Source organism: Mesorhizobium mediterraneum (assembly GCF_002284565.1).
Lineage (GTDB): Bacteria > Pseudomonadota > Alphaproteobacteria > Rhizobiales > Rhizobiaceae > Mesorhizobium > Mesorhizobium mediterraneum.
On sequence record NZ_NPKI01000014.1, the window covers coordinates 1 to 21,804 of the forward strand.

Annotated in this window: 20 protein-coding genes and 5 pseudogenes; 8 read left to right on the top strand and 17 right to left on the bottom strand. The window is 59.1% G+C overall.

The features are described 5' to 3' along the window. The 4 genes and pseudogenes from CIT25_RS09255 to CIT25_RS09270 all read left to right on the top strand — a co-directional run. Positions 1–178: pseudogene (locus tag CIT25_RS09255) on the top strand (beta-ACP synthase); the annotation flags it as partial. Between the two features lie 571 nt (positions 179–749). After that, positions 750–1,088, top strand: a complete 339-nt coding sequence (locus CIT25_RS36180) for a hypothetical protein (protein WP_127294319.1) — start codon at positions 750–752, stop codon at positions 1,086–1,088. After that, positions 1,081–2,124, top strand: a pseudogene (gene nifA, locus CIT25_RS09265) (nif-specific transcriptional activator NifA); the annotation flags it as partial. The gene CIT25_RS36180 and the pseudogene nifA, both read left to right, overlap by 8 nt. A 586-nt stretch (positions 2,125–2,710) precedes the next feature. Then, positions 2,711–3,277: a sugar O-acetyltransferase gene (locus CIT25_RS09270; RefSeq protein ID WP_095484269.1), complete on the top strand. Its 567-nt coding sequence runs from the start codon at positions 2,711–2,713 to the stop codon at positions 3,275–3,277. A 307-nt stretch (positions 3,278–3,584) separates the two neighbouring features. On the opposite strand, the gene CIT25_RS09275 is transcribed toward CIT25_RS09270, so the two are convergent. The 15 genes and pseudogenes from CIT25_RS09275 to CIT25_RS09340 all read right to left on the bottom strand — a co-directional run bounded on the left by CIT25_RS09275 (position 3,585) and on the right by CIT25_RS09340 (position 15,120). Next, entirely contained in the window at positions 3,585–4,478 is an 894-nt protein-coding gene (locus CIT25_RS09275; protein ID WP_095484270.1) for an SIR2 family NAD-dependent protein deacylase, read from the bottom strand. 34 nt (positions 4,479–4,512) lie between these two features. Next, positions 4,513–4,725 carry a putative nitrogen fixation protein NifT gene (nifT, locus tag CIT25_RS09280; protein ID WP_024505230.1) on the bottom strand — a complete coding sequence of 71 codons (213 nt, stop codon included), beginning with the start codon at positions 4,723–4,725 and terminating at the stop codon, positions 4,513–4,515. Beyond that, a complete protein-coding gene (locus CIT25_RS09285; RefSeq protein WP_095484271.1) occupies positions 4,722–5,042 on the bottom strand; it encodes a nitrogen fixation protein NifZ in 321 nt (106 codons plus the stop codon). Before CIT25_RS09285 ends, nifT begins: the two co-directional genes overlap by 4 nt. Before the next feature lie 85 nt (positions 5,043–5,127). Next, positions 5,128–5,322, bottom strand: a complete 195-nt coding sequence (locus tag CIT25_RS09290; protein ID WP_095484272.1) for a 4Fe-4S binding protein — start codon at positions 5,320–5,322, stop codon at positions 5,128–5,130. A 29-nt stretch (positions 5,323–5,351) separates the two neighbouring features. Beyond that, on the bottom strand, positions 5,352–6,833 hold the full coding sequence (gene nifB, locus CIT25_RS09295; RefSeq protein WP_095484273.1) for a nitrogenase cofactor biosynthesis protein NifB: 1,482 nt from the start codon (positions 6,831–6,833) through the stop codon (positions 5,352–5,354). Positions 6,834–7,106: 273 nt separating this feature from the next. Then, positions 7,107–7,482: pseudogene (locus CIT25_RS38445) on the bottom strand (helix-turn-helix domain-containing protein); the annotation flags it as partial. Between the two features lie 428 nt (positions 7,483–7,910). Beyond that, entirely contained in the window at positions 7,911–8,627 is a 717-nt protein-coding gene (locus tag CIT25_RS09305) for an alpha/beta fold hydrolase (RefSeq protein ID WP_095484274.1), read from the bottom strand. Positions 8,628–8,893: 266 nt separating this feature from the next. After that, a complete protein-coding gene (locus CIT25_RS09310) occupies positions 8,894–9,193 on the bottom strand; it encodes a ferredoxin family protein (protein WP_024505235.1) in 300 nt (99 codons plus the stop codon). Positions 9,194–9,205: 12 nt separating this feature from the next. Then, a complete protein-coding gene (locus CIT25_RS09315) occupies positions 9,206–10,510 on the bottom strand; it encodes an FAD-binding protein (RefSeq protein ID WP_095484275.1) in 1,305 nt (434 codons plus the stop codon). Positions 10,511–10,520: 10 nt separating this feature from the next. Next, positions 10,521–11,630: an electron transfer flavoprotein subunit alpha/FixB family protein gene (locus CIT25_RS09320; RefSeq protein WP_024505237.1), complete on the bottom strand. Its 1,110-nt coding sequence runs from the start codon at positions 11,628–11,630 to the stop codon at positions 10,521–10,523. Between the two features lie 16 nt (positions 11,631–11,646). Then, positions 11,647–12,498 carry an electron transfer flavoprotein subunit beta/FixA family protein gene (locus CIT25_RS09325; protein ID WP_095484276.1) on the bottom strand — a complete coding sequence of 284 codons (852 nt, stop codon included), beginning with the start codon at positions 12,496–12,498 and terminating at the stop codon, positions 11,647–11,649. A gap of 186 nt (positions 12,499–12,684) precedes the next feature. Then, positions 12,685–13,062 carry a nitrogenase stabilizing/protective protein NifW gene (gene nifW / locus CIT25_RS09330; protein WP_095484277.1) on the bottom strand — a complete coding sequence of 126 codons (378 nt, stop codon included), beginning with the start codon at positions 13,060–13,062 and terminating at the stop codon, positions 12,685–12,687. 181 nt (positions 13,063–13,243) lie between these two features. Then, positions 13,244–14,455 (bottom strand): cysteine desulfurase NifS, encoded by a 1,212-nt coding sequence (nifS, locus tag CIT25_RS09335; RefSeq protein WP_095484278.1) that lies wholly within the window; start codon positions 14,453–14,455, stop codon positions 13,244–13,246. 12 nt (positions 14,456–14,467) lie between these two features. Beyond that, positions 14,468–14,785: a hypothetical protein gene (locus CIT25_RS36185; RefSeq protein ID WP_126038026.1), complete on the bottom strand. Its 318-nt coding sequence runs from the start codon at positions 14,783–14,785 to the stop codon at positions 14,468–14,470. Between the two features lie 17 nt (positions 14,786–14,802). Then, positions 14,803–15,120: a HesB/IscA family protein gene (locus tag CIT25_RS09340; RefSeq protein ID WP_095484279.1), complete on the bottom strand. Its 318-nt coding sequence runs from the start codon at positions 15,118–15,120 to the stop codon at positions 14,803–14,805. A 586-nt stretch (positions 15,121–15,706) separates the two neighbouring features. Here CIT25_RS09340 and CIT25_RS09345 point away from each other — a divergent pair. Beyond that, positions 15,707–16,738: pseudogene (locus CIT25_RS09345) on the top strand (hemin-degrading factor); the annotation flags it as partial. Positions 16,739–17,002: 264 nt separating this feature from the next. Here CIT25_RS09345 and CIT25_RS09350 read toward each other — a convergent pair. Continuing rightward, entirely contained in the window at positions 17,003–18,235 is a 1,233-nt protein-coding gene (locus CIT25_RS09350) for an MFS transporter (protein ID WP_095484281.1), read from the bottom strand. 219 nt (positions 18,236–18,454) lie between these two features. Next, positions 18,455–18,790 carry a hypothetical protein gene (locus CIT25_RS36190; protein ID WP_127294325.1) on the bottom strand — a complete coding sequence of 112 codons (336 nt, stop codon included), beginning with the start codon at positions 18,788–18,790 and terminating at the stop codon, positions 18,455–18,457. A 933-nt stretch (positions 18,791–19,723) separates the two neighbouring features. Between CIT25_RS36190 and CIT25_RS09355 the strand changes: the two genes are divergently transcribed. The 3 genes and pseudogenes from CIT25_RS09355 to CIT25_RS09360 all read left to right on the top strand — a co-directional run bounded on the left by CIT25_RS09355 (position 19,724) and on the right by CIT25_RS09360 (position 21,780). Then, positions 19,724–20,902 carry a cytochrome P450 gene (locus CIT25_RS09355; RefSeq protein ID WP_164759124.1) on the top strand — a complete coding sequence of 393 codons (1,179 nt, stop codon included), beginning with the start codon at positions 19,724–19,726 and terminating at the stop codon, positions 20,900–20,902. Between the two features lie 29 nt (positions 20,903–20,931). Beyond that, positions 20,932–21,054 (top strand): annotated as a pseudogene (locus tag CIT25_RS37420) (ferredoxin); the annotation flags it as partial. Positions 21,055–21,192: 138 nt separating this feature from the next. Continuing rightward, positions 21,193–21,780 carry a nuclear transport factor 2 family protein gene (locus tag CIT25_RS09360; protein ID WP_245329807.1) on the top strand — a complete coding sequence of 196 codons (588 nt, stop codon included), beginning with the start codon at positions 21,193–21,195 and terminating at the stop codon, positions 21,778–21,780. Positions 21,781–21,804: the final 24 nt, after the last annotated feature.

The window sequence follows — 21,804 nt, forward strand, 5'->3', positions numbered from 1 at the left end:
CGTGATGGCAATCCAAGAGGACGTCGTGCCGCCGACCGCCAACTATCGCGAGCCAGATCCCGCTTGCGACCTCGACATCACCCCCAATGTGCCGCGCGAGCGCAAGGTGCGCGTCGCCATGAGCAACGCCTTCGCCATGGGCGGCACGAACGCAGTTCTGGCATTCAGGCAGGTGTAGAAGCCATGCAAGACGCCTCATTTGAGGTCACCTGTCGTATCTAGCTGCTTGAGGGGCGGGGCATTGTGATACAGGGGGAGCTGTGGGGCCCCTCTTTCTCGGCCTCGACGATGTGGAAGGAGCCTGTGCGGCGAAACGGGCCGACGCCCCCCAGGCCCAGAACTTGGGCGAAACCAACTCCCACCAAAGGACAGCCGGTTTAGNGCATTGTGATACAGGGGGAGCTGTGGGGCCCCTCTTTCTCGGCCTCGACGATGTGGAAGGAGCCTGTGCGGCGAAACGGGCCGACGCCCCCCAGGCCCAGAACTTGGGCGAAACCAACTCCCACCAAAGGACAGCCGGTTTAGTAGCCGAACAATGAAGCCTCGCTCGACGAGCCGCCGCCTCTACTGTCTCCGGCATCACGCGGTTGAAGCGAACAGCGCAGCGGCTACTGTTCCGCACAACTCGGATGGCAATTGGGACAAGTCCGCACATGTCGTCACGTACGCTGAACGCCGCAGGTACAGCCAAACTGGGGGCGGGGCGTTTCTGCCGTTTTGATAGATTTCTATCAAACTGACAATTTTCCTTGCACAAATGCAAGGAGAGCTCGATTGACCCCTCCCTCTCTTGCGTCAACGATGGGTTTGCAGGCTGCGGTGCGGCAGAAGCCGGACAGAACGGCGACCGGTCGAGTAAAGGCCTGCGCAAACCGCATATTGCGAGCGCCCGCGCGGAGGAGAAGACGCTCGTCCTGGTGAAAGGCAACGATGCTCAGGCGCCATTGCCATTTGCCGAGCGCGCCGGAAATTTCGAAGCAACAAAGGTGAGATCGAGAATGATGATGACGAAATACAACACAGCTCACCGTCCAGTGCAGTTCTACCGGCGGGTGGCGGAGTGGGATGGGCTGCCAAATGGAGCGTAAAAAGATCAGAAAGGAGATGCTTGGCGATAGTCAGGCGCTGCGCAAGCTGCGTGAGCACCTTGTCAAGGTGGCCAAGGCGAAGACTACGGTCCTGTTGCGAGGTGAATCCGGAACCGGCAAGGAGCTGGTTGCCAAAGCCATTCACGAGCTCTCGCCTCGCGCCAAGCAGCCCTTCATCAAGGTCAATTGCGCGGCGCTCACCGAGACGCTTCTGGAATCTGACTTGTTCGGTCATGAGAAGGGTGCCTTCACCGCCGCGAGCAGTTTGCGCAAGGGGCGCTTTGAGGCTGCCGACAAAGGCACATTGTTTCTGGACGAGATTGGCGAAATATCAGGTTCGTTCCAGGCTAAGCTGCTGCGTGTCCTGCAGGAGCAGGAGTTTGAGCGCGTCGGCAGCAACCACACCATTAAAGTTGATGTTCGCGTGATTGCCGCAACGAACAGGGACTTGGAAACGGCAGTTCAACGCAAGGAGTTCCGGCAAGACCTCTATTATCGCATCAACGTCGTCACTTTACGCGTGCCGGCATTGCGCGAAAGGCGAGGTGATATTCCGCTCTTGGCCGCTCAGTTTCTCAAGAATTTCAATACTGAGAATGATCACACGCTGACCTTCGCTCCCGAAGCGATTGAGGTGCTAATGAACTGCGAATTTCCAGGTAACATCCGAGAGCTCGAAAACTGCGTTCAACGGACGGCAGTTCTGGCGACGGGTCCATCAATCCTCAGAACTGACTTTGCCTGTTACGCGGATCAGTGCTTGGCCGCGGCGCTGTGGAAGAACGGACCGCCGACGTCAGAGAAGTCGACTACGATCGAGCCTTCCGCCGCCTGTGCCGCCCCGCCCGTCGGCGACGGGCAAGCGCCGATAGGCCCTGCCACGACTCGTGGTAGGGTGCCCGATGCCGATACGGTCATTGCTGCCATGGAAAAGTGTGGCTGGGTGCAGGCAAAGGCGGCGCGCCTGCTCGGTTTGACCCCGCGCCAGATCGGCTACGTGCTGAGAAAACGCGGTATCGAGATCAAGCGTCTCTGAAACAACCCGCCGAGCAAGAGCTGGAGCAGGTCAAGCATTGGTGCTCTGGCGCCGAGCCCATCGGCCACCTTACGAACGTGGGTGTGAACAGCGCTGCCAAGATTCCGGCCGTGTGCTTTCTACCACCAGTCGTACTGGGGCTCTGCGACTGACAAAACTAAGAAGGAGGAATCCTATGGCTAGTAACTTCGCTCTACACCGCAAGGGAAAATCAATCCGACGTGCCTGAAATCCAGAAATAGTCGATGTATCATTGGTGACACGCCAGCATGCGTAGAGGCGACGCACAGATCTCCGCTGGCGGGCCTGGTCGATACATAAGCTGATCGCTTACCGCTCGACATCGCGCCAATCTGAGATGGGCATGAAAGTGAGTTCGAGCGCTGGACAGTTGCCGACTTCGTCAGGTATTGGCCCCTGCGACCGGTTGATCTGCGATATTTCCAACTTCGCAGAAGTTGGTCGAGACGAAACTGTCGCCCCGGCTCGTGACCGCGCGCCCGGCAAGACCGAGTTACAAAGTTGCCGAGGCCAGTTTGATGTGCGTTCCTGCATCACTACACGGGACACGACCTGACGGGAGACTATGATGCGTAGCCAAAAAGAAAAGATGCTCGCAGGCGAGTTTTACAATGCGGCGGATCCGGAGATCCAAGCTGACCTGTTGGCCACCGGGGCTTGGCTCAAGCGGTACAATGATACGCTGGGGCAGACCACGGGGCATTGGCATGAGCTTTTGTCCGAGCGGCTGGGAGAGGTTGGGCGCGGAACGGTCATCCGTCCGCCCTTTTTTTGCGACTACGGATTCAATATCCGCATTGGCGCCAATGCCTACATCAACTTCAACTGCGTTATTCTTGACGTGGTAGAGGTCAAAATCGGGCAAGGAACGGCAATTGGGCCTGCCGTGCAGATTTATACCGCCGATCATCCACATGATGCCGAGCAGCGGCAGGCCGGCCTGCAGGTCGGGCGTCCTGTTCGCATTGGCAGCCGTGTCTGGATCGGCGGTGGAGCAATCATTCTGCCTGGCGTCACGATTGGCGATAATGCGGTCGTAGGCGCTGGCAGCGTGGTCACACGCGATGTTCCCGCCGGGGCAAAGGTAGTGGGAATTCCTGCTCGCGTCGCCAACCCACATAAACAGGCATAATCAGCCTCCTTGACCCTGGAGGTGCATGCGAACTGTCGAAACTGTGCCAAATTTCTGCCGAAGCTATTGAGCGCTGCATATCTTGTCGCGGTTCGGCTCGGGCGCTTCAGTTCTTTTGCCACGGGTGTCACAAAATCATGTGCGTAATGCCGCCGCAACGTGCTCACGTCCCGCAGCAGCGGGCCCTTTCACATGGCCCAACGAATTCAGAGCCTTCGTTGTGCTGCCAGTAGCATTACTGCTCAGATGTATTCCCAACTGAGTTTTCGCCCTTGGAGGCAAGCGACTCACCAGCAATCGCCGGCCATTAATCCTGGCTAGCATCGACCCCGACGAGGCGAGCCGCGGCGTTGCCGATCGGCATGTCGATGACCGTGATTGCGCCTTCGGCAAGGAAACGACGTTCGTTTCTGGTCAGCGTAGCCGAATCGATCACCGCAAAATGTGGGCCAGTGGAGCGCTTCATCATCTGTCTGGCATATGTGCGCAGCACCTGATCGTTGAAGCGACAGCCAACGAAGAAAAAGCCCCGGTTGACGCGCCGTTGCTTCACCACGTCCGGGATCGGCGTCTGGATATCAATTTCGGTTAGGACTTCGACGTAATCGGAATCAGCCACGAGGAAGTTTGCGGCCGGCCTGACGCTGCCGTGCGGCGCATAGAGCACCGTCCTTGCCACTTGTTCGGCGTCGAGTTCTGTTCCTGACAAATCGTAAGTTCTCGTCCAGATGTTACCAATTCCGGTCGCGCGCGTCGTTCCTTGTATCTCGACAACGTCTGTTTGGCCGGCCTCTGCAAGGGCTGCCCGCATGGCGCCATCGTACCAGCTGTCGATGATGACAGACAGTTGAAGGGTTGCGAGCCAGGCGTGAAGAACGGTCGGCTCGGCGGGGGCTGCGAATATCTCCGCCATCCACGCTTGAAGAGTCCGACGATGTCGGCGCTGCTCGATAAACTGGGCGACCGACCACATATTGGTGCGAATCCTGGAAGGGGCAGGCGCCCGCTTGTTGAGTGCCGCGGCGACATCTTCCGGGGTGCAAGGTACAGGTGATTCCGGCGCGTTAAGCTGCAGAAGACCAGGACCGAGATAGGGGATCACTCGATCGGCCTTGAGAGCGCCCTTCAGCAGGTCAATCAGCTTTTTGGCAAAACTGCCCCGGACGACGACGAGATGGTCCCAGCTCAGCATCGTGTTCATACGCGTTTCCTTTCCGCCACTGAACCCACCGGCATCAGGCCCCGTCGGAAATCTTCATCGCCTCGACGGTGATCGGCAAACGCGTATCGCGCGGAAGGTCGGGCAGCATGAGCCGCCAACCGTTCCTGAGCGTCACGGTCCCGCCCCATAAGTCTGCGTTCTCAATCTCGGTGATCGGCTCTTCGAGATCCTTCTTGGGGACATAAGCCGACAAGCCAGTAGCGGTCCTGCGAATCATTACTTTCATCCGGCTGTTCCTCCGTTGGAAATGCCTTCAGCTCCGCAGGGAACCTCGACTTTGTCGAGGCTAATGAGTTCGCGCGCTCGCATGCCGACGACCGTGCCACGATCGATCCATTCGACCGCATAGATGAAGAATTGCTGGAGAAAGGTTCCAATGTCGCGCACGTAGCCTTCGTCGCCCTTCCGCACGAGGTTTTCGCCGACCTCCTTGCCGGGATAGGTGCCGTCGTTTTTTATGTGGCGTGTCGCACGGACCCGCTCACCCTGCATGAACCGTGGCGGTCTGCCGATTTCGACCTCCTGTTCGCGTCTGGACCACATGGTGTCCACTCCTTTCTCGAGGCTTTTGGTGTGGTCCCGGTTTGCAGGCGTCCTCGTGCGGCGAACCCGACCGTTTCGGCAGGAATCAAGCGGGAACGCAGGTTTTCGATACCGGACAGACCGACACGCATTGCTGCGTATCGAAGGCCTCCTTGCATTCGGTGCACTTGTTTGGATCGATCACATAGGCGTCGCCCTTGAACTTGATCGCTTCCGAGGGACATTCGAACTCGCAGGCCCCGCATTGGGTACATTGGGATGCGATGATCTTGAAAGCCATTCTAACTCCTGGTTATCGGACGAGACGGCTCAGGCCGTCGCCGCTAGTGGTCTGATCCCAAACTCTGCCGCGTAAAGTGCGCTGACTGCGGTCTCGATGTAGTCATGGCCATAGGCGTCGGTTACGCGCAGTCCAGCTCGCGAGAGTTGTTCCTTCGGGCGATTTCCGATCTTGGCGCATAGGACTATGTGTATGCCTTCCAGCGCAGCGATGACGCCCTCGAGGGTGGCGTCTTCGCCCCCGCCTCCGAGGCAATACCGCTCGACCTTCCGATGCCCGACCAAGCTGATCCCTCTAGGCGAGACTTCATAAACCTGGAACTCCTTCGCGTGGCCGAAGTGTTCATTGACGCGTCCACCTCCCTTAGTGGCCACCGCAACCAGAAGCGACTTTTCGGAGTCTGTTGCCTTGATCATACCGATGGCCTCGCCCCTCGCCGCCTCATGATCACGGCGCTCGTGTGCGACCACCTGCCGATAGGCCTGACGCTTGCCAGCCTCGTAGGTGACATCGTTGGGAATCCCGTCCAGCGTGAATTCCTGGCCACGATCTTCACCGAGCAGGCCGACAGCATCTGCCCGGCACTGCCGGCAGTGGCGCATCAACTTGGCGCCACCTTCAAGTCGATCCTGAAGGGCCATCATCTCCATTGCCGTTGGGCCGCGCTGCCCGATGAGTCCGTAGTGTGTGCCGTGTGCCGGGTCCGAAATCAGAGGCATCACGTTGTGCAGGAACGCGCCCCGCTCCTTGACCATTTTGTTCACCTCAAACAGGTGCTGGTCGTTCACTCCAGGAATCATCACCGAGTTGATTTTGGTGAGGATGCCGCGCGCGCTCAGCATTTCCAGGCCCAACATCTGCCGCGCGTGCAAGATTCGAGCGGCTTCGATGCCGAAGTAGCGGCGATTTTCATAAAAGATCCAAGGATAAATCTTTGCGCCGACTTCCGGGTCGACCATGTTGATGGTGATCGTCACGTGATCAACATTCATTTCGGCAAGCTCGGCGACATGGTCCGGCAGCACGAGCCCGTTGGTGGAGACGCACAGCTTTATGTCGGGGATTTCCCTGATGACGCGGTCGAACGTTGCCTTCGTTTTCTCCCAGTCGTAACAGGCATCCCCCGGCCCAGCGATGCCAAGAACCGAAAGCTGCGGAACTTTGTTGGCAACCGCGATGACCTTGCGTAGCGCTTGGTCGGGCGTCAGCTTCTCAGACACAACACCAGGCCGGCTCTCGTTGGCGCAATCGTATTTGCGATTGCAGTAGTTGCACTGGACATTGCAAGCCGGCGCGACCGCCACATGCATACGCGCGAAATAGTGATGCGCTTCCTCCGAAAAGCAGGGGTGATCCTTGATCTTGTCCCAAATAGCCGGATCCACATCGCCCGGGCTGGTCGGCGACGAGCCGTAGGAGGACGGTGCGCAGCCACCGGATTTCGCGGCTGCCAGAAAACCCTCGGATGTCGTGCTAGTCGGCCCCTCAATCGAAATTATCGGTGAGGACATCAAACGGCTCCGTTGCTGGTACGTCGCGGTTCAAGGTGCAAGAGCCATACCAACTTAAAAAAGCGGCTTCAGTTCACTATTTGGGTCGATGTCGGGTTGTGTGAGGCCGGCGCGACACAATTTTGTCCTGCTTGCGACAGTGCAAGTCCAAATCCGTTCAGAAGCACAAAGCACTCCTTGTCGCGCAGAGGGCGCGCAAGACCACTGGCCTGACGATTGGCTCATCCAGGCTCTTAGAATTTCCTTCACCTCGATGCTATGCCGGCGTATCGCCTAGCCGACTTGTCGCGGCGTGAGGCCGAGAATTCGAGCCGCATTAGCCTGAACCCAGCCGGCCTTCTCCATTGTGTCGATCAGCCGGTCACGCTCCGTCCGCCGCGGACCCAGCGCCGGTCCGGCCGTATCGTTAGAATCGCAACCGGCTATCTCGTGTTCAGGGGCGCCGATGCGCCGAACCGGCATCGTGCTGGGCCGTGAGAGCTCGTCGATGACATTGCCACGTTCCGAAAGATTGGTTCCTTCCAGAGGAGAACGCGCAAGTGTGGCTGTTCTTTACACGCAGTTCTCCAGCTCGCGGACGTTGCCGGGGGAAATAGCATTGCGAGATCAGCTCAACTGCCGACGGCGTAAAGCCATGGTTCTCCATATTTCAAGGGTAAGCGCTGTGTCCTTCCAGGAGTGCCCGCGATCTGTGGGCCTGCCATTCTGAGGTGGATCGGAGATCGGCTTGTGTCTGAACTTGAACTTACGATTGACCCTGAGCGGCAGCCTCGGCGTTTCGAGGTGATCAACGGCGCTGTTAGTCGACGGCATTGGTCGATGGACGACAAGGGACGGAGTCATCGCCGAGACCCTGGAGCCGAACGCGGTGATCTCGGAGGTTGCCCGGCGCTACGGGCTGCGGCCGCGGCGGAACGCTCGCAAGCTTGCTACGTCCGCAGGACAGGCCACTCCCGCCTTTGTTCCGGCGGTGGTTTCGGTGGCGCCACCGGAACGACCCGTTGGGCCTACATCCGTGCACCAGAACTCAAGGCCGCGGCCTGAGAATCGGCCGCCGCTCACCCTTTACTTGGTTCCTCAGCCGACAGCGCTAAGAAGGAGAGCAACTTCCGTCGGTGCGAGGATCATTGCGTCGTGGCCAGTGGCGAGTTCCTGCCACGCCCAGCCATCCTGCTTCGCGACCCATTCTCGCGCTCCCGCCATCGGCGGGTGGAGTGGATTAGTGCAGACGACATAGGTTCGGGGCCTGCCGTTGCCGAGCGGGTGCACGAGCTTAAGTCCGCTTTCGTAGGTGCCTGCCGGATGCGGTGTTATCCGGCGCCGCACCCAGTCCGTGAGCGAGTGTCCCTCGGGAATGCCGAATGCTGTTGGCGGCGGAGTCGGCATGAAGATACCCCGTCCTTCCTCCGCAACCAATTTTCGACGGGCGGCGACGATGTCGGGGGGCATGGTGCTGAATACACTTTGACCGCTCTCGACGATGGCGCCGTCGAGATAAACGAGATGGCTGATATGGTCGGGTATCCGGTCGGCGGCGCCGGTGATGCTGATGCCGCCTAGACTGTGACCGACAAGGATCACATCGCTCAGCTCTTCCGTCACAATGTGGTTGACGATGTCGGTCACGAATGTGTCGGGCGTGATGTCCTTGCACAGCAAATGTGCGCGTTCGCCGACACCTGTCTGGGTCGGCGTGGTCACGTAGTATCCCATCTTGCGAAGATTGGCGGCCACGTCCCGCCAACACCATCCGCCATGCCAGGCACCATGCACTAGCACATACGTCTTTGTCATGGGTTGTGCCGTTCCACTTGCTCACCGGCCGTTGTGGCTGCCATCCGGCACGATGGCCGGACGTTGTCCCAAAGGGGCTCGACCACGTGACCGGTGGTAAGTCCGGCGCACAGGGCACCGCCGTGGCCTGAGGACACCGCTAACGAGTCGAGGAAATTTGAATTGCGAAAGGCCAATATTCACTAGCTCTTTGCAAGTGGATGGAGAGGCTCATGGTGTGCCGCAGTTGCTCGCTGCCGGCATGCTCTTGGCACGGTCCTGGCTGATCATCCGAACTTGAACAGGACACCAAAGCCGCCGCGCGGATAGTTCCACTCGATGTCGCCGCCTTTCTCGCACAATATCCGGCAGGTGCCGCATTCCATGCAGCCGTCGGCGGTGATCTCGACTTGACCCTTGTCATTCAACTCATAGCATTTCGCTGGACAGACGTAGGTCAACGCAAGCAAGTTCGCGCTTGGCTTGTCGTGCGGTCGCACTATAATATGGGGGCGGCCGGAATCGACCAGATAGCGGTTCTGGTAAAGCTTGTCCTCGACACGAACCTTCGTCACTGCGATCGTCATCTTGTACCCTCTTCAGCGCCATGCCAATGCCAGGCGGACCGCGTCGCTGACCAACCCCCAGCGCGAGCGCGCGTTGATGAAGGCGGCCGTGGTGTTCTTTTCCTTCTCGATCTTCGGCGTGCCGTCGACACGCATGAAGTTCTGAGCGGCATGCGACATCAACCGCGGATAGCTGTCAAAAAAGTTGCTGGAATTGGTGTGGAGTAAGGCTGGCATGTCCTTGTATTTCTTAAGATCCTTGATCACAAAGGAGTCATCCAGCATCGTCTTGTAGAGCGCAAGGTTCGCTTTGGTCATAGGACCGTTGCGGCTTTTGACTTTGACGATCGCCTCAGCCGCGACACGACCCGAGGTCATGGCAAGGTTCGAACCCTCACGGTGAATGGCATTGTTCAGTTGCGCTGCGTCGCCGACGATGACCCAACCGTCGCCGAAGAGCTGCGGAATGGCCCTGTAACCACCTTCGGGGATAAGATGGGCGGCATATTCTTTCACCTCCGAGCCAGCGATCAGCGGCCGGATCGAAGGATGGTTTTTCATCGCATCTAGGAGGGCGGACGGGCTCTCCATCGTCGCGGCGAAATCCGAGACCAGGCAGCCGATGCCGAGTGAAATCGACTCCTTGTTGGTGTAAAGGAAGCCGAGCCCGGCCATGCTGCGAGAGATCGTGCCCACGGCCTCGATTACGCAGCCTTCATCGCCCTTGACACCGAACCGCTGGCCAATGACCTCTTCGGGCAAGAAATGCATTTCCTTGACGGCAAGCGCCACGGTCTCCGGCTTCGGCATCTCGCGCAGGCCTGCGCGAGTGCCAAGCAATCCCGACACCCCTTCTGCGAGAACGACCACATTCGCGAAGACCACTCCGCCAGCCCGGTCTGTGCGGACGCCGATCACCTTGCCATTGCCATCACGGACGAGTTCCGTCGCGGTCGTCTCACACAGGACCGTCGCGCCAGCCTCGCGCACCTTGCGGGAAAACCATTTGTCGAACTGGGCGCGGATGATCGTGTAGCGGTTGGGTTTCGCCTCATTGAAGTCGTCCGACCGGTAATGAATTCCGGTGTGAGACGTGTCGTCCATCACCCAAAGTCGCTGTTCGACCAGGTGCCGCTCGAGGGGCGCATCATCCCGGAAGTCCGGGATGATCTTCTCCAGCATGTTCGCGTACATTATGGCACCCTGGACGTTCTTAGAGCCCGGATATTCCCCGCGCTCCAACTGCAGTACCTTCAGCCCCTTGCTTGCCAAAGTGTAAGCAGCTGCGTTTCCGGACATGCCGGCTCCGACCACAATGGCATCGAATTGTTCAATCATGTCCTCTCCCTCAACTCGCAAGCTTGTCTCGACTGTGCGGCGACAGCCGCCGGGTGAAGGCTTCCGTCAGTGCGGGCAGGAAGCGGATTGCATCCGTGACGATCCCGAGGTGGGCGAACTCGAAAATCGGCGCGTTCGGATCGGTGTTGATCGCGACGATGAGATCGGCCCCCTCGACCCCAACTCGGTGCTGGATGGCGCCGGAAATTCCGGCCGCGATGTAAAGCTTCGGTCGAATGGTCTTGCCAGTTTGGCCAATCTGCCGATCAGCCGGCATCCAGCCCTTCTGGACCAAGGGGCGCGAACAGCCATGCTCGGCGCCGATCGCTCGGGCAAGATTCTTCACAAGCTGAAGGTTCTCCGCCGCGCCGAGACCGAGGCCTCCCGCAACCACGACATCCGCATAGGCAAGATTTGCCATTGCCGACTGGTTATCCGGCAGGAAGCCGAGGACTTTGGTGACGATATCGTCCTCAACGAGCGACAGCTTGTGCCGCATGACACGCCCGACCGGCTTATCCACCCGCTGCGGCATAGGCATGACCCTTGGTCGCACCGTCGCCATTTGCGGCCGGTAGTTTAGTGTATAGATCGTACACAACAACGAGCCACCAAAAGTCGGACGGGTCGCGGCGAGTGAACCGTCGGAATCTACATCAAGTTCTGTGCAGTCGGCCGTGAGCCCCGTCTGCAGGGTCGTCGCTACCGAGCCCGCAAGATCCCTGCCCAGTGTGGTCGCGCCGAGAAGGAGGATTTCGGGTTTATGGGTATTGACCAGATCCGTGAGCGCCTTGGCGAACGGCTCGTTCCGGTAGTCGGCGAGCGGCGGCGCATCGACGATGTAGACAAGATCCGCCCCGTAAGCGAAGGCCTCGGCAACAGCGTCCTCGACCATCTCGCCCGGCGGTCCCAGCACGACGCCCGCGAGCTGGACTTCAAGCTTGTCGGCTAATTTGCGGCCTTCACCCAGCAGTTCGAATGATACAGGATGCACATTGCCGCGTTCGAGCTCGAGGAAGACCCACACGTGCCGGTAGTCTTTGAAACGGTCGGGAAGTTCTTTCTTTACACCGGCACGGCCGGGGGCAATGCGAGGGGTAGTTTGGCTTGCGGTCGACATTTTCTGCTCCTGGCCGTCACGTGCCGCTGTTGAAGGCCAGCTCATGTTCCAGCGCCGGCCGGCGGGTTAAGATATCGGCGATGAGTTCATCGGCTATGTCCTGCAAGCCCCTTTCCGCGGTGTCGATCTGCGCCGCGCTTTCTGCCCGTGCGGTGGGGGCGAAAACACGCTTGACGACTGTCGGCGAGCCACGCAGACCGCACCGGGTGAGATCGTCAATGCCGGCGTCGGCTGCAGTCCACTTCACGACTTGGCTGCGCGCCGCGCAAAGAGCCTGCTGGAGCGAGCCCCGGCGGATTTCGTTGGTGTCTTCCAGCATGGTAATGAGGCAAGGGAGTCTGCTCTTCAGCAACTGGGTGCCGCCTTCGGCGCGACGCGCGACTTCGATCTCGCGCGTTTTGAGATCGATGGAGGCAATCTTCGCGACATAGGTAAGTTGCGATAGATCCAGGCGCTTGGCTATGCCGGGTCCGACCTGGGCGGTATCGCCGTCAATCGTCTGCTTGCCGGTGAAGACGATGTCCGGCCTGCCGAAAGTCTCCCCAATTTTTGCGATTGCTTGCGAAAGAGCAAAGGAGGTCGCCAGCGTATCGGATCCGGCAAAATAGCGGTCCGTCAAGAGAACTGCTCGGTCAGCACCGTAACCGAGCGCCTTTCGCAGCGAGTCCTCCGCCATGGGCGGACCCATTGTGAGCACAGTAACCTCGCCACCATGAACGTCGCGCAGTTTGAGCGCTTCTTCGAGGGCGAACAGGTCGTAAGGATTGATGATGGTCGGCACACCCTGACGCATGATCGTGTTCGTCACCGGGTGGACGCGGATCTGTGCCGAATCCGGCACCTGCTTGATGCAGATTACGATGTGCATTGGCGATTTCTCTAAGCTCCCAGTCCGGATGCGTGCTTGGCGGTTCACCTCATGCCTGCATCGTTCATGCCAAGTCTTCTGCCTGCCTCTATTCCAGAAGGTGGCTTCGTTTGCTTCCGAGGAGCGTCATGAGGACTGGATTTGTCGACTTCTCGACATTGTCGCGTCGCAGCCGTGTCGGGCTCATTACTTTCCGAACCGCTTCAGTGCAGAGTCGAGCGGGACGAAGGCGCGGCCAGGTGCGGGACATATGTTTGGATCGTGGTCCCTTAGCACCTTGAACACACGTTGCGTGAGCGGCGAGGAAGTCGCGAAATCTTCGTAGGCGCGTTCCAGCTTGGCGCGCACCCGCGCGGCGATTACCTGGTCAGGCAGACCGGAGAAATCTTCTTCGGCAAGGTATTGGCCCACGCGCTTCATGATATGGAGCCGCGAGACATTCATCACTTTCGGGTCGTAGGAGACGCCAAGGCAGGCGAAGAAGTCCTCCGCAGCCGACAGGCCTTTCAGTCGCGCCAGGATATCGGTGCGATCGATCGGGCGGCTGTCAGCGGAGCAGTTCATTGTATTCTCCCGGCGCGAAATTGTGGTGTCGATGCGTTGGTGACATTGCTGACGGCGTGCCGACCTCTGACACGGCGGCTGGGGCAAGAGACTTGGTGATCTCAAGCTTTTCTGAAGTGGTGAAGGCGACCCCGGGTTTGACCGCTCTCCATTGCGCAGGGTCGTCACGTTGAGGAAGACCTCACGGCTCGTCGGCTATTGTGCCGCTCGGACCCGGGCCGGAATGAAGCTGTTCTGCACCTCGCCCGCACAGTCCAGCACTGGGAAGGGCCCGTAGCTTCTCGGTGATCGCAGGCAGGACCTCAAGCACGCGGTCTACGTCATCTTCGCCGTTGTCACGCGACAAGGAGAAGCGGACTGCCCCACATGCCGCGTTCATAGCGATCAGAACATGGCTCGGTTCCAGTGAGCCAGAGGCACAGGCGGACCCGGCGGAACAGGCGATTCCCAGCCGGCTCAGGACAATTGGGATTGCATCGCCTTCGATACCTTCGAATCCAATGTTTGCAGTGTTTGGCAATCGCTCTTGCGGATCGCCGTTGATGGATGTGTTTGGGATGCGCTGGATGATCCCGTTCTCAAGGCGGTCGCGCAACCATTTTATTCGTTTTGTCTCGTCCATGAATTTCAAGGCGAGTTCGGCCGCCATGCCCAGTCCGACTATGCCGGGTGTGTTTTCAGTGCCTGCACGCCGGTCGCGCTCTTGGTGCCCACCCTTGATCATGGAGGAGAAGCGCACGCCACGTCTTACATAAAGCGCGCCTATCCCCTTTGGACCATGCAGCTTGTGGGCGGAGAGCGACAGCATGTCGATCGCGGTCGATTTCAGCTCAATCGGAAGCCTTCCGACCGCCTGCACTGCATCAGTGTGGAAAAGCGCGCCGACTTCCCTGGCTAGATCGGCAAGCTTAACCACGGGAAAGATCGTACCGGTCTCATTGTTCGCCCACATTATCGAGACGATTGCCACTTGTGGGGTGAGGGCGGTTCTGTAGGCGTCCAGGTCGAGCCGGCCGTGGTGATCGACTGGGATAATGTGCACCTTGACGCCGCGCGTCTTTTCAAGGTGCGCGCACAACTTCAGAACGGCCGGATGTTCAACCGCGGAAGTCACTATTTCCGTTCGGTCGGGCATCACCTCCAGCGCCGAAAGGATGGCTGTACTGTCGCTTTCAGTCCCGCCCGAGGTGAAGATGATCTCGTCCTCGAATCCCGCGCCGATGAGGGCTTGCAACTGTTGCCTCGCCTTTCTCACGGCTTCAGCAACCGATGCGCCATAGGTGTGCATGGACGAATGATTGCCAAATTGCTCCGTAAAGAAAGGCAACATCGCTCCAACGACTGCAGGATCAACCCGCGTCGTTGCGTTGTTGTCGAGATAGACAGGGCTCATGGGAGTGATCCTTCAACTGCTGAAATGATTCAAGGGTAGGCGGGCCATTGAACCTCTGGCGCATATCGTATCTGGTAAGGTGGGCGGCCGGGCGAGCGATGGCTTGGCTGACCGGTCGCTGTCGACATTGCCCTTTGGTGGCGGCATCCGCCGGGAATTCAGCTGTTTCGGGCAATTTTGTTTGCTTGCCCACGGCAACGATCGATGATCGCGATTTCGCGCATCACCGAACGCAATTGTTCCGGGCCGACAGTGCGTGTCGGCCGGTTCCAGAGCGCCGGCGGTTACCGGTTCGACGCAGTATTCCTTGGCGTCGCTATAGTCGAACATAGCCTGTTCCCTCGCAATCATTTGCAGGACTTGCCGCAGCCGCACGTCTCACGCGCATTGGGGTTATCGAAAACAAAGCCGGATGTTTCGAGCCCAGTGACGAAGTCCACGGTCATGCCGGCGGCATGGGGTTGGGAGCCTCTATCCATGAACACCTTGAGCCCATCTCGCTCGATGATCGCATCGCCCTCACGTGAGACGCTCTCCAGGCCCATTGAGTATTGGAAGCCGGCGCAGCCGGCATGGACCATGATGCGAAATCCTTCCGCCGGCTCGCTGGCGCGGTAAAGAGCGGCCTTGATGGCGGCAACAGCGTTGTCGGTGAGCGTAATCATGGCTCGATTTCTCCTCGGTCCGACGTTTTCGCGGATCATCTCGCATGGACCGTGCCAAAGGGAAGACGTGTCAAAAACCGTAGGACATCCCGACGTCTCTTATGCTCGATTGCTGGGGAGACGTCCGACAACCGACACTTACTGTCGGGTTTGTCGCGTCCGCGTCACAGGAAGGGCGCCTGAGTTCGCGATGCACTCACGCGTAAAGCAATGAACAGAGCCAAAGATGTTCAGAGCTTGCCGCGGAGCAACTGGCACGATTTTTGTGAAGCCTTCGTTGCGGCGGCAAAATTGCCGGCCGATTCACCTTTGGGTTGCCCTCGCAATCGAAGAACGAAGGAAAGCAATATGATCCATCAGACCCGCCTTGAGTGGGAAAGCAGCACCGCCGGTGGTACCCGAATGCTCGATCGGCCGATTGGCGCCGACCACCCAACAATCGCTCTCTACCGGCGATTGGCCGCTGACCGCCCGGAGACAGGATTCGACTGGCATGTGCCTGACGATCGATCGCGTCCGCCGTGCACACCCCTGAGGCCCGTTTTTCGATCGATCGTCAAAAGAAGAACGGGGCGGGGGTAAAAACATGGATCAGCGCAAGAAGCGGTCGCCCAACGAAATCCGGCGTGCGTGGGAAGTCTGTCCGAACATTCCCGCGCGTGATTTCGCCGCCCAATTGGCCATTTCGGAAGCGGAACTGGTCGCGGCCCATTGCGGTTTCGGCGCGGCACGCATCGACCCGCGCGTCAATCACCTTCTGACGGGCCTCGAATTCGTGGGCGAAGTGAGGGCGCTGACCCGCAATCAAGGTGCCGTGCACGAAAAGATTGGCGTCTTCAACAGAGTGATAACCGGCAACAATCACGCCATGGTCCTTGGTGACGAATTCGACCTTCGCGTCTTCCCGCAGGCTTGGAGGTATGGTTTCGCTGTTGAAAGGCGCCATCGCGGCGGAATCCAGCGCAGTTTGCAATTCTTCGACGCCACCGGCGCAGCAGTGCATAAGGTGCATCTCAGGCCGGTCTCCAACCTTCATGCCTATCGAAAGCTGGTGGCCGAGCTCGTATCCGCCAACCAGGAGCCGACCATGTCGCTTAAGGCGAGAGTAGCCGACCTGGGCGCGAGGACTGCGGACTGGGCCGGCACGGTGGACGACCTACGCGAGCACTGGAGCCGGCTGACTGACGTCAACCTTCTAAAGACGCTCAAGCTCAGCCGCTGCCAGGCTTTGCGCATGGTCGGCCAGGATTACGCTTGGCTGCTCGACAATGCCGCAGTTGGCGCCGTGCTCCAGCGTGCGGCCGAAGACGAATTGCCGATCATGTGCTTCGTCGGCAACCGAGGTTCTATCCAGACCCATTCCGGCTTAATCAAGTCGGTCAAGCAGATCGGGCCGTGCATCTATGTGCTGGACGAAACGTTCCGGCTGCATCTCAGGACCCACCAAATCCGTGAGGTTTGGGCCGTGCGCAAGCCGACCAATGACAGTCACGTCACCTCGCTCGAAGCATATGGGTCCGACGGCAAGATTATCATCCAGTTGTTCGGTGCGCGCAAGGAAGGCGAACGCGAGCGCGACGACTGGCGGGTTCTGGCGGAAAACCTGCCTCGTTTCCCCGACAGCTACATGAGAAAAGACCGATCGTCGTCGGTGGGACGCCGGCGCCCATCTGCCTCCGCAGCCAGTAGCCGGGCATTGAAGCCGAGATCGGGGACACGATGACGCAATAAGCGCGCTGTATTATCGTAACGCGATGAGCAGGAAGCAATTTGGCGCTGCCCCATCGACCGCATGGTTACGACGAAGCCGCGGCCTTTGGGCCGAGCTCAGAGGTGACAATAGCGTGAACGCCGCCGACCGTCGTCACTCCCCACCAGGCGGTCAGGTTTTGCGGTTCGGGCCGAGCAAAAATACTGTCAAGACAGCGAGGAACGTAGCAACCGCGCTGTAGACAAAGACACTGGCAATACCCGTGTGATCCACCAATAGGCCACCGAAAGTTGTGCCGGCTGCGATGGCCACTTGGAAGGTTATGACCATCAGTACACCAGCGCTCTCGGCCTGTTTCGGAGCGGCGCGTAGCACCATCCATGTCTGCAATCCGACCGGGACCGCGCCAAAAGCAAAGCCCCATACGGCAACTGCAATTGCCGAGGTCAAGGCCGATGCTCCCATAGTCAGGAGCGAGACAGCGGCTACGGCAATGAGCAGGGGCGGCAGGGCCGCGACCGCCTTGAGACTGTGTTTGGTGAGGAATGCGCCGGCTAAATTGCCGAAGACGCCGGCCGTGCCAAAAGCAAGGAACACGAGCGGGATCGACTTCTTGTCGAGCGCAGGAACGCTCTCGAGAAAGGCGCGGATGTAGGCGAAGCTGGCAAAATGGCCGGAAGCGACCAATAGCACGACTAGCACCGCAACCTTCATCGCCGGATTCTTCGCGACGTCCAGCGGACTGCGGAATCTGCGCACTTCGATCGGAGGCAGTGGCGGAATGGTTACGAGTTGCACGAGCAGCGCAACGGCACTCACGATTGCGGCGACCTTGAACGAGGCTCGCCATCCCCAAATGTCACCGACATAAGCGCCGATTGGAGCCGCGCAGACGGAGGCGACAGAAACGCCGGTGAGGATGATCGACATGGCGCGCGGCATGAGGTGACTTGGAACCAGCCGCATCGCCAACGCTGCCGAAATTGACCAAAAACCACCAAGCGATATGCCAAGGACGACGCGTGCCGCCAGCAAAACCGGCAGCGACCCCGCAACCTCCGCCAGAACGTTCGACAGGATCAGCAGGAGCGTCATCGCCCAGATGACGACCCTGCGGTCCAGACGCTTTGTCACGATGGCGATTATCGGTGCCGAGATCGCCGCGACGATTGCGGTCGCTGTTAGCGCCTGTCCAGCCGTGCCCGTGGTGATACGGAGATCATGCGCGAGCGGTGTCAGAACGCTGGCGGGCAGAAACTCTGCCGTCACAAGCCCGAAGGTGCCGAAGGAAAGCGAAATGATGGCACCCCATGCAGGGCCAGAACGTTGATAGGGACTTTCTGGGTCAAGCCGATCTCGGTCGAACAAAGCCGCGTCCACTAAATCTGTCGCCGATTCGGTCATGAATGAGTTCTCCGGCTAGGAGCTGTTGCAGCAGGGGTGGCTACATCGCCGGGGATCAAAGCCGCGAGACCTTCCGGCGGCGGCCAGTCGGCATCAGTCGAGGCCTCGGCGCCCGACGCATCCGAGGCCTCATCGGAGGGCCGACGGACCCAACCGTCGACAATGCGGGAGAGTTCTCGGCGCGGTCGCATCGATCGCATTCGTCGAAGTGCGGCCTGTTCACTGCGAACCAAGCAAGCCGAACGCGGTGTCCTCGATCGAGGCCTTGATGGGGGGATGATCGACGATCTCTATATTGCTTTGAAGCAGGAAGTTCCGTCGCCATATGTGGTTATCCTGGCAGCCAGAATTGAGCGGTTGTCGCAAGCACCAAGGCGGTCGCAATGAGTGCAACGAGGCGGAAGTCTGATCGATGGCTGCGGTTCGATGGCCGCGCGATCGACAAAATTGAGGTGATGAGTTATCCCTTTTGAAGCCGTTGCTCCCAATTTTGGGATAAGGTAATTGCAGGCGGTCCCAGCAACGTCGGGCGGCCTTTTTGGTGATCGAATTCATGGGACGACACTCTCGGTCCGTGACGCATCTGCGAATGACTGCGCAAGTTCCGTGCCATCAACGACAAATCTGGCTCTGCTGAGCGGGTGGTGGAGGCACGAGCGTGGGCTATCCCAAGAGCTTGCCGCAAGGTTGTTCGAAGTTGAGGTGCCGGATAGACCGCAAATATGTCGGGCGGCCTGGGGTTGGCCAACACGAAGATGCGCAAGTTCAAAAGGACGAGCTGAACCCTTGCCGATATCCGTCCGAGGCTGATCTGGAGAAGGTCAAGAACTGCGTCTTGAAGGCTTCCGCCGCACCGGCAAATGCGAACCCAAGGTGCTGGGCAAGATGGACAGGGCCATCCAACCCGTCGACTGGACGCTCATTAATGGCGTCGGTGTGGCTCTGTAGCTGGCGAGAAAAACGCCCTGCTGAAAGACAAAAGCTCGTGTGGCCGGCTCTGAAGGACGGCCAATGAGGCAGGCGAGGAGAGGCTATAGTCCATTCGTGTAGACTGATCTTGTCCCACGGAGGCGGCTAACCACCCCGCCAGACATCATCGAGGGGAGCGCCACTAGGCTCACCCCAAGTGTTGGTCATTTCCACCTGGGTGACCTCGGCCAAGTCACCAAGCCGCTTAGCGCAAGCTTTCGAACTGGATGCTCCCCGGGCACATGATCGGCTAGCGATCCCACCAGTTGAGTTGCTCCAAGTCGGTGTCTAGCTTTCTACATTCTGTGTCCGACGCTGGACAAGAATGTTGCAATCCCGACCAGCAAGTCAGCGCAGGCGCCACCTGCTGCCCAGCAAACAGCAAGGATTATCGAAAGACGAATTCGGCACGGAGCTTGCACCAACGATTGCATGCAAATGCCGACAGCATCTCATGAACGGTCTCTCGATTCTGGCGCGGTTAAATCGCGGCCGGTTCCAGATCATGTCCCGCCCGAAATGGTGAGGGACTTCAGCCTGTTTACGTCGCCCGGCATGTTGCCGACCGCTAACGGGGATCCGCATGCAGCGGTTGCTTGCGTTCATGCCGGGCCTCCGATCTTTTATTCAACCAGCAACACGCGCGACGGTCGGGGTACCTGGGTCATCACTCGCGCGAGCGACCAGCGCCGGGTGCTGCAGGACACCGAAACGTTTTCCAGCCATCGCAGCATCTTCGCCTCTGTGCTCGGCGAGAGCTGGCCGATGATCCCGCTTGAGCTCGATCCGCCATTCCACGGTGTTTTTCGCTCACTGCTCAATCCGCTGCTTTCGCCAAAGCGGGTAATGGCATTGGAGCCGGCTGTCCGGGAACGAGCGATCAAGCTGATCGACAGGATCGCCGCATCAGGCACGAGCTGCGACATCATGAAGGATTTTGCAGTTCCGTTCGCGGTCAATATCTTCCTTCGCTTTATTGGGCTTTCGGACAACGGACTAGAAACATTTGTCGGCTGGGCTAGAGATCTGCTCCACGGCGATAAGGAGCAACGACCACCCGCAGCCCGGACGATCGTGGCCTTCATCGACGAACTTGCCACCGAGCGCCGCAAGGAGCCGGTCGATGATTTCATGACCTTCATCGTGAAGGCAAAGGTCGAGGGTCGTCTGCTCAGTGACGAAGAAGTCCGTGGCATCGGCGTGCTTGTGTTCGTCGCGGGACTCGACACGGTCTCAGCAGCCATATGCTTCGACTTGGCCCATCTCGCGCGCAACCCCAAAGATCAGGAATTGCTACGAAGCGAACCGGACCGGATTGCCGTCGCTGCGGAAGAATTGCTGCGCGCCTATTCGACCATTCAGATGATCCGAGTGGCAACGAAGGATGTCGACTTCAAAGGCGCGCCGATCCGCAAGGGAGACTATGTTTCCTGTGCCACGATGATTGCCAATCGTGACCCGGCGGAATTCGAATGCCCGAATGAGATCGATCTGGCGCGCGAGGACAACCGGCACGCTGCCTTTGGCTATGGTCCCCATCGTTGTCTTGGCTCACACCTTGCCCGGCGGGAGATTGTCATTGGCCTGGAGGAGTGGCTGGCGCGCATCCCAGCCTTTCGGATCAAGACAGGGACTGAACCTATCACCTTCGGCGGCCATGTGTTCGGGATCGAGAATCTGATCCTGGACTGGTCCTGAAGTTTCAGCCAACGACATTGGAGTTCGCTATGCGTGTCGTCGTACATAAAGCCAGATGCCAGGGTCATGCGCGCTGCTGGGCGCGGGCGCCGAGAGTCTTCAAGCTTGATGACGCCGGCTACATCTTGCCCGGTGATATTGATGTTGCCGATGGGGAGCAACTGCTTGCCTCAAAAGGGGTACGAGCCTGCCCCGAACAAGCTCTGGAAGTTGACGAGCCCCCCGCTAACTCAGTTGTAGAGAGAGACACACGCAAAGTGCAGACTGGCATCGGGAAGGACAAAACAATCATACAATTCGCGACAGACCCTGTCGACCACGCGAAACTTACCGAACTGCGTGACCGAGAGGCGATCCGCAACTGCCTGTATCGGTACTGCCGCGGGATAGACCGCGCCGATGAGGCGGCGCTGCGTAGCGCATACTGGCCCGAAGCGTATGACAGGCACGGTCCCTATTGCGGACCGGCAGAGGACTTCATCCAATTTGCTCTCGGTCTGCCGGGGCACCGTAACATCCATCAAATCACGAACAGCCTGATCGACTTCATCAGTTCAGCAGAGGCCGCGGTCGAGAGCTATTTCACCGCGCTGCAACGCGGACCGGATACAGACCAAGAAATACGTCAGACGCTGCTTTGCGGCCGTTACTGCGATCTGTTTCAGAAGAGGCAGGACGAGTGGCGAATTGCGGAACGGACAGTCGTCTACGATTGGGTTGAGGAGCAAATCCCGCCAGCGATTCTTGAGGCAGATAGGTTCGGCCAGCGACAGCCGATTGGAGCACCACATCCAGACGATCCCATCTACCAGTTGCTCAAGGGTCACATCCCCACCGACCAAGATGGCGTCGAGGGTCCCCAACTGGGAGCTGCATAAGTGGGTAGAAATGGAGGATGAGCG

What these genes read in the sequence shown, in the direction of transcription:
- CIT25_RS09290 (WP_095484272.1), bottom strand. Translation starts at nt 5,322, where the DNA reads ATGGCTTTCAAGATCATCGCATCCCAATGTACCCAATGCGGGGCCTGC.
- CIT25_RS09320 (WP_024505237.1), bottom strand. Translation starts at nt 11,630, where the DNA reads ATGTCGACCGCAAGCCAAACTACCCCTCGCATTGCCCCCGGCCGTGCC.
- CIT25_RS09315 (WP_095484275.1), bottom strand. Translation starts at nt 10,510, where the DNA reads ATGATTGAACAATTCGATGCCATTGTGGTCGGAGCCGGCATGTCCGGA.
- CIT25_RS09310 (WP_024505235.1), bottom strand. Translation starts at nt 9,193, where the DNA reads ATGACGATCGCAGTGACGAAGGTTCGTGTCGAGGACAAGCTTTACCAG.
- CIT25_RS09270 (WP_095484269.1), top strand. Translation starts at nt 2,711, where the DNA reads ATGATGCGTAGCCAAAAAGAAAAGATGCTCGCAGGCGAGTTTTACAAT.
- CIT25_RS09305 (WP_095484274.1), bottom strand. Translation starts at nt 8,627, where the DNA reads ATGACAAAGACGTATGTGCTAGTGCATGGTGCCTGGCATGGCGGATGG.
- CIT25_RS36185 (WP_126038026.1), bottom strand. Translation starts at nt 14,785, where the DNA reads ATGTTCGACTATAGCGACGCCAAGGAATACTGCGTCGAACCGGTAACC.
- CIT25_RS09325 (WP_095484276.1), bottom strand. Translation starts at nt 12,498, where the DNA reads ATGCACATCGTAATCTGCATCAAGCAGGTGCCGGATTCGGCACAGATC.
- CIT25_RS09350 (WP_095484281.1), bottom strand. Translation starts at nt 18,235, where the DNA reads ATGACCGAATCGGCGACAGATTTAGTGGACGCGGCTTTGTTCGACCGA.
- CIT25_RS09285 (WP_095484271.1), bottom strand. Translation starts at nt 5,042, where the DNA reads ATGTGGTCCAGACGCGAACAGGAGGTCGAAATCGGCAGACCGCCACGG.
- CIT25_RS36190 (WP_127294325.1), bottom strand. Translation starts at nt 18,790, where the DNA reads ATGAATTCGATCACCAAAAAGGCCGCCCGACGTTGCTGGGACCGCCTG.
- nifW (WP_095484277.1), bottom strand. Translation starts at nt 13,062, where the DNA reads ATGAACTGCTCCGCTGACAGCCGCCCGATCGATCGCACCGATATCCTG.
- nifT (WP_024505230.1), bottom strand. Translation starts at nt 4,725, where the DNA reads ATGAAAGTAATGATTCGCAGGACCGCTACTGGCTTGTCGGCTTATGTC.
- nifB (WP_095484273.1), bottom strand. Translation starts at nt 6,833, where the DNA reads ATGTCCTCACCGATAATTTCGATTGAGGGGCCGACTAGCACGACATCC.
- CIT25_RS09340 (WP_095484279.1), bottom strand. Translation starts at nt 15,120, where the DNA reads ATGATTACGCTCACCGACAACGCTGTTGCCGCCATCAAGGCCGCTCTT.
- nifS (WP_095484278.1), bottom strand. Translation starts at nt 14,455, where the DNA reads ATGAGCCCTGTCTATCTCGACAACAACGCAACGACGCGGGTTGATCCT.
- CIT25_RS09355 (WP_164759124.1), top strand. Translation starts at nt 19,724, where the DNA reads ATGGTGAGGGACTTCAGCCTGTTTACGTCGCCCGGCATGTTGCCGACC.
- CIT25_RS09275 (WP_095484270.1), bottom strand. Translation starts at nt 4,478, where the DNA reads ATGAACACGATGCTGAGCTGGGACCATCTCGTCGTCGTCCGGGGCAGT.